1 protein-coding gene is annotated in these 10,319 nt (G+C 68.9%); it reads left to right on the top strand.

Annotated elements, in window-relative coordinates; all coding sequences use genetic code 11:
- The first annotated feature begins 6 nt into the window (after positions 1-6).
- Positions 7-10,317, top strand: a complete 10,311-nt coding sequence (locus ACWEO2_RS41555) for an SDR family NAD(P)-dependent oxidoreductase (protein ID WP_452410407.1) — start codon at positions 7-9, stop codon at positions 10,315-10,317.
- The last annotated feature ends 2 nt before the right edge of the window (positions 10,318-10,319 follow it).

The raw sequence follows: 10,319 nt of genomic DNA on the forward strand, positions 1-10,319 counted from the left end.
GGTTCGTTGAAGTCGAATATCGGGCATTCGCAGGCGGCTGCGGGTGTGGGTGGGGTGATCAAGGTCGTGCAGGCGTTGCGGCATGAGATGTTGCCGAAGACGTTGCATGTGGATGCGCCGTCGCCGCATGTGGATTGGTCTGCGGGGTCGGTGCGGATTCTGGCCGAGGCGCATCCGTGGCCTGCCTCGGTGGACCGGGTGCGGCGCGCGGGGGTGTCCTCTTTCGGTATCAGCGGCACCAACGCCCACATCATCGTCGAAGAAGCACCCGAAGCACCGGAACGCGCTGTGGTGCCGGTCCCGTCGGGTACGCCGCCGGTGGCGGCGGGCAAGCTGCCGCTGCTGGTATCGGCGAAATCCGAAGCGGGACTGCGTGCCCAGGCGGCTCGACTCCATGCTTGGGTCTCCGCGCATCCGGAGGCGGAGCCGGTGGACGTGGCCCATGCGCTGTTGACCACCCGAGCCCGATTGGAGCATCGGGCGACGATCGTCGCCGCCGATCGAAACGCCATGCTGGCGGGGTTGGCCGAGGTGGCGGCTGGCTCGGCCTCGTCGAACGTGGCCGAGGGCATGCCGGTGCGGGGGAAGGTCGCCTTCCTGTTTACGGGGCAGGGTGCACAGCGGGTGGGTATGGGGGCGGGGTTGTATGCGGCGTTCCCGGTTTTCGCTGCGGTGTTCGATGAGTTGTGTGCTGAGTTCGACCGGTTGCTGGGTGCATTCTCGCCGGGTGTTTCGTTGCGCGAGGTTGTGTTCGGTGGCGGTGATGGTGAGTTGTTGCATCGCACGGAGTTCACCCAGCCTGGTTTGTTCGCGTTCGAGGTGGCGCTGTTCCGGTTGATCGAGTCCTTCGGTGTGACACCGGATGTGTTGATCGGGCATTCGATCGGTGAGTTGGTGGCCGCGTATGTGGCGGGGGTGTGGTCGCTCGAGGATGCGTGCGCGTTGGTGGTCGCGCGCGGTCGGCTGATGGGTGCGTTACCCGAAGGCGGCGCGATGCTGGCCGTGGCGACCACGGAAGAGCGGGTGGCCGAGGCCATCGCGCCGTTCGGTGAGAAGGTATCGATCGCAGCGGTGAACGCGCCGTCCTCGATCGTGGTCTCCGGCACCGAGGCGGCCATCACGGAATTGGCGGCGACATTCGCCGCGGCACAGATCAAGATGTCGCGGTTGCAGGTCAGCCACGCCTTCCATTCCGCGTTGATGGATCCGCTGCTGCCGGATCTCGAAGCGGTCACCGTCGGGCTCACCTACCGCGCCGCGCTGCTACCGGTCGTGTCCAACGTCTTCGGCGTCGTCGCGGGCGAGGCGCATGCCGAACCGATCTACTGGGTCGGCCACGTGCGCGACACGGTTCGTTTCGCCGAGGGCGTGCATACCCTGGTGGACGCGGGTGTTCGCCGATTCCTCGAAGTGGGCCCCGACGCCGTGCTGACGGCGATGACCGGTCAGTGCCTGCCTGCCGACATCGAAGCCAAGTCGCTGGTTGCCGCATCGGGCCGGCGCGGCGCCGACGAGGTGACGCAGGTGCTGACCTTCCTCGCGCAGGCCGACAACGCGGGCATCGATGTCGACTGGTCACCGCTGTTCGCCGACCGGTATCCGGCGCGAGTGTCCTTGCCGACGTACGCGTTTCAGCACCAGCGTTACTGGCTCCAACCGAATCACGCGGTGATGTCGGGCAATTCGGACCACCCGATTCTGACGGATGCGGTCCCGGTGGCGGGCAAGGACGAATGGCTCTTCACCGGAAAGCTGTCCGATGCGGCGCACCAGTGGGTCGCCGATCACCAGGTCTTCGGGACCGCGGTGGTCCCGGCGACGACGTATCTGGAATTGGCCTCCACCATCGGCGTCCGGCTCGGCGTCGGACTCGTCGAGGAGATCTCCCTGGATATTCCGCTGGCGCTCGGTGCGGACCAGGTCGATCTCCAGATCGCGGTCGGCGAGGCCGAGCCGGACGGGCGCAGGCATTTCACGGTCTTCTCCCGGACCGAGCGCACCGATGCGGTCGACGCGTGGGTGCCGCATGCCCGTGGCGTACTCGCCGCCGCGGACGCCGCGGACATACCGCCGATCTGGGATGAATTCGACTGGCCGCCAGCGGGTTCCGAGCAGCTCGACGAGCAGGAGCTGTACCGGCGGATCGCCGATCTCGGTCTCGAATACGGTCCGGCATTCCTCGGAGTGCGCGCGATGTGGCGGCGCGGCGACGAGGTATTCGCGGAGGTGTCGCTGGACGAGACCGCGGCCGGGCAGGTGGCCGGGTTCGGTATTCACCCGGCGTTGTTCGACGCATGCCTGCATCCCGCGCTCGACTTCGTAATGGACGACATTCCCGAGGGCAGGTTGCCGTTGCCAGTGTCGTTCGCCGGTGTGCGGATGGCGCGGACGGGTTCCGGACCGGTCCGCGTGCGCGCCGAGCGTTCAGGCGGCTATCGGATTCGACTGGACGTGGTCGATACAACGGGCGAACCGGTGCTGAGCGCGGATTCCCTTGTGGTGCACCCGGTCGAACGCCGCACCGTGGCGCGCGTGCGCGCCGGTGGCGCACTGCCCGTGCTCTATGGCGTGGAGTGGGCGTCCGTGCCGTCGGTGTCGTCGACGCCGGTGTCGTCGATGGTGGTACTCGGTGACCAGATCATGGCGGGGATCGATGATCACGTCGCGGGCGTTGGTGAACTCGCCGCAGCCGATATTGTCGCCGACGCGGCTGTCTGGCTGGTCGACGCCGCCGAATTCGGCGGCGCGGATGCCGCGCAGGTGGGTCGCCGATCGGTGAAAGCGGCCATCGAGCTGTTGCGCTCGTGGCTGTCGGATGCGCGGCTCGCCGAGACCAGGCTGATTGTGGTGACGCGCAACGCCATTGGCCTGCCGGACGAGTCATCCGATCCGGTGGCCGCGGCCGTGGCCGGATTGGTGCGCAGCGCCCAGGCCGAACATCCCGGCCGAATGGTATTGCTCGACCGCGATGGCGAGATCGACGCCGAGATGGTGTCGGCCGTGCTGGCGACGGGTGAACCCCAGGTGGCGGTGCGATCCGGTCGCTTGGCGATGCCGCGGTTGCGGCGCGAGCCCGCATCGGATGCGGCAGCGATGTCGTTCGGCGCGGGGACGGTCCTGGTGACCGGTGGTACCAGCGGGTTGGGCGCGCTCGTGGCGCGGCACCTGGTCGCCGAACACGGCGTGCGTCGGCTGCTGCTGGTCTCGCGGCGAGGTCGCGATGCCGAGGGGGTGGCGGAACTGGTCGCGGAGATCTCCGCGCTGGGTGCCGAGGTGGACGTGGCGGCCTGCGATATCTCCGATCGCTCCGCCCTCGAGGCGGTGCTGGCCGCGATCCCCGCGGAGTTCCCGCTCTCCGGCGTCGTCCATTCGGCGGGCGTCGTGGACGACGGAACCATCGAGACATTGACCGGCGAGCAGGTGGATCGCGTGTTCGCTCCGAAGGTGGACGGGACGTGGCTGCTGCACGACCTGACGCGCGCCGCGGAGTTGTCCGCGTTCGTGGTGTTCTCCTCGGTCGCGGGAGTCGCGGGTTCGCCCGGGCAGGGCAACTACGCGGCGGCGAATGCCTTCGCGGACGCGATCGTCCGGCTCCGACGTCAGCGGGGCCTGCCCGGTGTGGCAGTGGCCTGGGGGCCGTGGCACGCGGGCAGCGGTATGACCGGCGAACTCGGTGCGGCCGGACTGGCGCGGTTGCGGCGGTTGGGTTTTCGCGCCATCGCCGACACCGAGGGCCTCGCGCTGTTCGACGCGGCGCTCGTCGCCGGCTCCGGCGTGGTAGTCGGCGCACAGTTCGATACGACCGGATTGGCGGAGCAGGCCGAGGCCGGTGCACTGCCGAAGATTCTGAGTCCCTTGGTCTCCGCGTCCGGGTCCGCCCGCAGACAGACCGGTACGCCGGTGGGCAGGCTGGCCTCGGCGTCGGCTGCCGAACGTGACGAGGTGGCCCTGACGATAGTCCGGGAACAGGCGGCGGCCGTGCTCGGTCACACCTCCGATGCCGCGATCGATGTGGCGCTTCCGTTCACCGAGCTCGGCTTCGACTCACTGGCCGGGGTGGAGTTCCGCAACCGGCTCGCCAAGGCCACGGGTTTGGCACTGCCATCCACCCTGGTCTTCGATTACCCCTCCGCGCATGCCGTTGCGACGTTCATCGTGTCCAAATTGGATGATGCGGCCAGTACCGAACGCCGACCGAAGCGCAGCGCCCGCCGAGCGCGGACGGACGAGCCGATCGCCATCGTCGGGATGAGCTGCCGCTACCCCGGTGGTGTCGCATCGCCGGATCAGCTGTGGGAACTGGTGGCCTCGGGCACGGACGCGATCACGCCCTTCCCATCCGACCGTGGCTGGGACCTCGAGCGCCTGTTCGACCCGGACCCGGACAAGCCGGGCACCACCTATGTCCGCGAAGGCGGATTCCTTACCGACGTAAGCGCTTTCGATGCCGGCTTCTTCGGCGTCAGCCCGCGTGAGGCCACCGCCATGGACCCACAGCAGCGGCTCTCCCTGGAGGCCGCCTGGGAGGCGTTGGAAGACGCGGGGATCGACCCGGTGGCATTGCACGGCGGCGACACCGGAGTGTTCGTCGGCGCCACCCCGTCCGGCTATGTCGAGCGGGTGGTCGGCGAACACGAGGGTTTCCGGATGACCGGCAACTCCGACAGCGTGATTTCCGGCCGGATCGCCTACGTGTTCGGTCTGCAGGGACCGGCGATGACGGTCGATACGGCGTGCTCATCGTCACTGGTGGCGCTGCACCTGGCCTGTCAGGCCTTGCGCAACGGCGAAACGTCGATGGCTCTGGCCGTCGGCGTCACCATCTCGGGCAGTCCGGAACTCTACATCGACTTCGCACGTCAGCGTGGTCTTTCCCCCGATGGGCGATGCAAGTCGTTCTCCGCCGACGCCGACGGGGTCGGTTGGTCCGAGGGTGTGGGTGTCCTGGTCGTCGAGCGTCTTTCCGACGCACGGCAAGCGGGCCACAACGTCCTTGCCGTGATCCGGGGTTCGGCGGTGAATCAGGACGGCGCCTCGAACGGTCTGACCGCGCCGAACGGTCCGTCACAGGAGCGGGTGATCGCGGCGGCCCTGGCGGCGGCCGGGTTGGCGCCCGCCGATATCGATGCCGTGGAAGCGCACGGGACCGGTACGCCGCTGGGCGATCCGATCGAGGCGCAGGCGTTGATCGCGGCGTACGGCCAGGATCGAGCCGAGCCGCTGCGGATCGGCTCGCTGAAATCGAATATCGGCCACGCGGTCGCCGCATCGGGTGTCGGTGGCGTGATCAAGATCGTGCAGGCGTTGCGGCACGAGATATTGCCGAAGACTTTGCATTTGGGTACGCCCTCGCCGCATGTGGACTGGTCCGCGGGCGCGGTGCGGCTGCTGGCCGAGGCGGAGCCGTGGCGCGCGGGGGAGCGGGTGCGGCGTGCGGGCGTCTCGTCCTTCGGTATCAGCGGCACCAATGCGCACGTGATCGTCGAGGAAGCGCCCGCGCTCACCCGGCACGAGGGCGTGTCGTCCGGCGAGCCGGTATCCCCGGCCGCCGAGGTGGCGGCATGGCTGGTTTCGGCGAGATCCGAGGCCGGTCTGCGGGCCCAGGCGGACCGGCTGCGGACGTGGCTGCTCGACCACCCGGATGCCGATGCGCTGAGCGTGGCGCAGTCGTTGATCAATACGCGTGCGCAGTTGGAATGGCGCGGCGTCGCCGTCGGCCGGGACCGCGAGCAACTGCTCTCCGGATTGGCGGACCTCTCGTCCGGTTCGGCGTCGGCGTCAGTCGGATCCGGAAGACCTGTCGGGGGTCGGACGGCATTCGTGTTCACCGGTCAGGGGGCACAGCGGATCGGTATGGGGTCGGAGCTGTATCAGGCGTTCCCGGTATTCGCCTCCGCCTTGGACGAAGTGTGCGCCGAGTTCGACCCTCTCGTGGGCGGATCGTTGCGGGAGGTGATGTTCGCTGATCCGGAAGGCGTGCTGGATCGGACGGAGTGGACGCAGCCCGCGTTGTTCGCGTTCGAGGTGGCGTTGTTCCGGTTGGTGGAATCGTTCGGTGTGACACCGGATGTGCTGATCGGGCATTCGATCGGCGAGTTGGTCGCGGCGTATGTGGCCGGGGTGTGGTCGCTGCGGGATGCGTGCGCGTTGGTGGCGGCGCGTGGTCGATTGATGGGTGCGTTACCCCAGGGCGGCGCGATGCTCGCGGTCGCGGTGTCCGAAGCGGAGGCGGCACGGGTACTCGCGGACTACGGCGGTCGGGTGTCGCTCGCGGCGATCAACGGCCCCGACGCGGTGGTGGTCTCCGGTGCCGCCGACGCCGTCGATGACGTCGAGCGGGTGTTCTCGAGCGCCGGTCACACAACGACGCGATTGCGGGTGAGTCACGCGTTCCATTCGGCACTGATGGAACCCATGCTGGCCGAATTCCGTTCCGTCGCCGCGGAAGTGACCTACCGGCAGCCGTTGCTGACGATCGTGTCGAATGTGACCGGCGCGATGGGCGAGGCATTCACCGACCCCGGCTACTGGGTCGAGCAGGTGCGCGCCGCGGTCCGGTTCGCCCCCGGGATCCGGTTGCTCGCCGACAGTGGCGTACGGCGCTTCCTCGAGCTCGGCCCCGACGCTGTGCTGACGGCTATGACCCGTCAGTGTCTGGACGACGATGCCGATACTTCGGCCGCCTGGCTGGTGTGTGCGGCCAGCCGTCGCGGAGCCGATGAAGTGGTCCGGCTGGTGACCTTCCTGGCTCAGGTGCACACCGCGGGCACGGATGTCGACTGGCGGTCGCTGTTCGGCGGGCGTGCGACGCGACGAATCACCTTGCCCACCTATGCGTTCCAACATCAACGCTATTGGCTGGCCGCTGCCGCCGACACCGGGGATGTCCGCGGCTCCGGTCTGGACAGCGTGGCGCATCCGCTGTTGAGTGCGGCGGTATGGCTGCCGGACTCCGAAGGGGTGGTGCTGACCGGACGGCTGTCGTTGTCCAGCCACCCCTGGCTGGCCGATCACGTGATCGGTGGCACGGTGCTGCTGCCGGGCACCGGATTCGTCGAACTGGCACTGCACGTCGGTGCCATGGTGGGCAGCCCGCGCTTGGCCGAACTCGTCGTCACGGCACCGCTGATGGTGCCGCCGAACGGTGCGGTCGAATTGCGGGTCATGGCGGCCGGGCCGGATACCACCGGCGCGCGGGTTGTGTCGGTGTACTCGCGTGCACAGCGAAATGGCGCGCCGGAATCGGCCGAATGGGTTCGTCATGCGACCGGATCCCTCGTCGCTCAACCGGTTTCGGCTCCATCCGATTCGGTGCTGGCGAACTGGCCGCCAGCCGGAGCACAGCCGGTGGATATCGGCGACCTCTATCCCGATCTGGTCGAGCGCGGCTACGGGCACGGACCGTTGTTCCAAGGACTCACCGCGCTGTGGCGCGGCAACGGTGAGGTTTTCGCCGAGGTGAACCTGCCGGAGCAGTCGTCGGCCGGCCGGTTCGGAGTGCATCCCGCGCTGCTGGACGCGGCATTGCACGCGATTCGCTTCACCGGATTGACCGCGGAGGGCGCCGATGGCGAAATCGTCGTGCCCTATTCGTGGGAGAACGTGGATCTGCGTGCCGTCGGCGCCGGGTCGGTCCGGGTCCGGCTGCGCGCGGCCGATCCGGATTCGAGTGCGTCGGACAATCAGCGAATCGCGGTGACGCTCAGCGATTCCCATGGTGTGCCGGTACTCGAGGTCGCGGCATTGACCATGCGCCCGATTCCGATCGCCGCGCTGGACGCGGCAGGCGCCGTCGCGGCGGGTCGCGGCGGGTACCAGCTGCGATGGGTCACGGCACCCGCCGCACCGGCCGGTACCGACGAACTATGGGCATTTACCGACGACGGCGAAACCGTGGCCGTCGCGGGAAGTTCGGTTGCCGTGATCCGGCTGCCGGAAGCGATCACGGATGTCGACCTGCCCGAATCCGTGCACGGTCGGCTCGCCGAGGTAACGTCGCGCGTCGGCGCCCTGCTGATGCGGTACGAGCGGGTTGTCGTGGTCACCCATGGCGCGGTCGCCGTGCATGCCGACGAGCCGGTGGATCTCGCCGCCGCAGCCGTATGGGGTCTGCTGCGCAGCGGTCAGCACGAGAACCCGGGGCGCATCGCGATCGTGGACGTGGACCGCTGGCTGGATTACCGCATCGGCGTCGCCGCGGTGCTGGCCGACACCGACGAATCGCAAGTGGCGCTGCGTGCGGGCATTTCGTATGTGCCGCGATTGAGTCGCGGCAGCACCGACACTGCGGCTGCGATCGTCTCGACGCCTCGGTCCGACGGCACGGTGTTGATCACCGGCGGCACCGGTGGATTGGCCGCCGTGGCCGCTCGGCACCTGATCGCCGAATACGGTGTGCGCCGGCTTGTGTTGGCGGGTAGGCGCGGTCCGGCCGCGCCGGGCGCCGCCGACCTGGTGGCCGAATTGACCATGCTCGGCGCACGGGTGGACGTGGTCGCCTGCGATGTCGCCGACCGGGCGGCGCTGGACGAACTGTTGTCGACCATCGCGCCGGAACATCCGTTGACCGGCGTCGTCCACGCGGCGGGCGTGCTGGCCGATGGTCTACTCGCCGATCTGACCCCGCAGCGGCTGGCGAGGGTGCTGCGACCCAAGGTCGACGCGGCCTGGCATCTGCACGAGGCCACCAAGGATCTGGATCTGTCGATGTTCGTGCTCTACTCCTCGTTCGCAGGAACGATCGGCAGCCCGGGCCAGGCCAACTATGCGGCGGCGAACGGGTTCCTCGACGCGCTGGCCCGGCGGCGGCACCGCGACGGCCTGCCCGCCACGTCCATCGCGTGGGGACCGTGGCGCGGCGCCGACGGTATGACCCGCACCCTCTCGGCCGCCGACTTCGCCAGAATGCGCCGAGAGGGCCTCGTTCCGGTCGACGACCGGTACGGCATGGCGCTGCTCGACGCGAGCATGGCCGCCGGTGTCCCGGCGATCGTCGGTGTGCGATTCGACCTGCCTGCCCTCGCTGCCCAGGCGGCCTCGGGCGCGCTGCCCAGAACGCTCAGCTCGCTCGTCACCGCGGCGCCACGCCGCGCCGAAAGCGGGGCGTCGCTGGCACAGCGGCTGGCCGCGACCCCGGAATCCGAACGTGCCGACGTGGTGCTCGCCGTCGTCCGGGAGCACGTCGCCGCGAGTCTCGGACACGGGTCGGGGGACATGATCGATCCGTCGGCTCCGTTCACCGAGCTGGGCTTCGATTCGCTTGCGGGCGTGGAGTTCCGCAACCGGCTGACCAAGGCAACCGGGTTGCCGTTGCCGTCCACCCTCGTCTTCGATCACCCCACCGCGCGCGGACTGGCCGAGTATCTCGATTCCCGGATGACCGAAATCCTGGACCCCGCCGTCGAGGCGTCCGCCACGACGGTTCGCCCTGCGGCTCCGGTGTCCCGAACGCCCGGCACGCGCGGCGGGCTCACCGATCTGGTACTGGCCGCGCACCGGCGCGGGCGGGTCGGTGCGGCGTTGCCGATGTTGCGCGAGAGCGCCATGCTCGTCGAAACCTTCGCGACCGCTGCCGAATTGCCCGTCCGGCCGACGCCGATACCGCTGAGCAGGGGCACATCCGGCCCGGCGATCATCTGTGTCCCGTCGTTCGTGGTCGGCACCGGCCCGCACCAATTCGGCGGACTGGCGCGCGAATTGGGCGCCGACCACACCGTCGCGGCGCTGCGTCTGCCGGGTACCCGGCCCGGGGAGCTGCTGCCCGCGTCCTGGAACGCGTTGCTGGACAGCCTGGCCGCGACCGTCGCGGACATCGGTGCTGCCCGGCCGATCGTGCTCGTCGGCTATTCGGCCGGTGGTGCGATCGCGCACGCGCTGGCGCACCGGCTGGAACGCGACGGCCGCCCGGCCGCGGCGGTGATATTGCTCGACACCTATTCGCCCGCCGATCCAGAGCAGAGTCGCGAGGTGCTTGTCAGCGCGATCGGCGCGGTGCTCGAGCTCGACAGCGAGATCACCGAGATCACCGATCACGGCCTGATCGCGATGGCGAAATACGCGCAGATATTCGACGAACGGCAACCGTTGCCGATCGCCGCGCCGACGTTCGATCTGCGGGCCGCGACCCCATTGCCAGGGTTGGATCTCGCCGAACCGGTGGCCGCCTGGCTGCATACCTGCGAGACGGTCGAGATCGACGCGGATCATTTCTCGATCATCGGCGCGGCCTCGGCCGCGGCGGCGGTCGAGATACGGCGCTGGCTCGCCGCGCGAACGAGTGCCAAATCGCCATCCCTGGCATCGAATACGGCGAGATAGAG

Source organism: Nocardia sp. NPDC004278 (assembly GCF_053602975.1).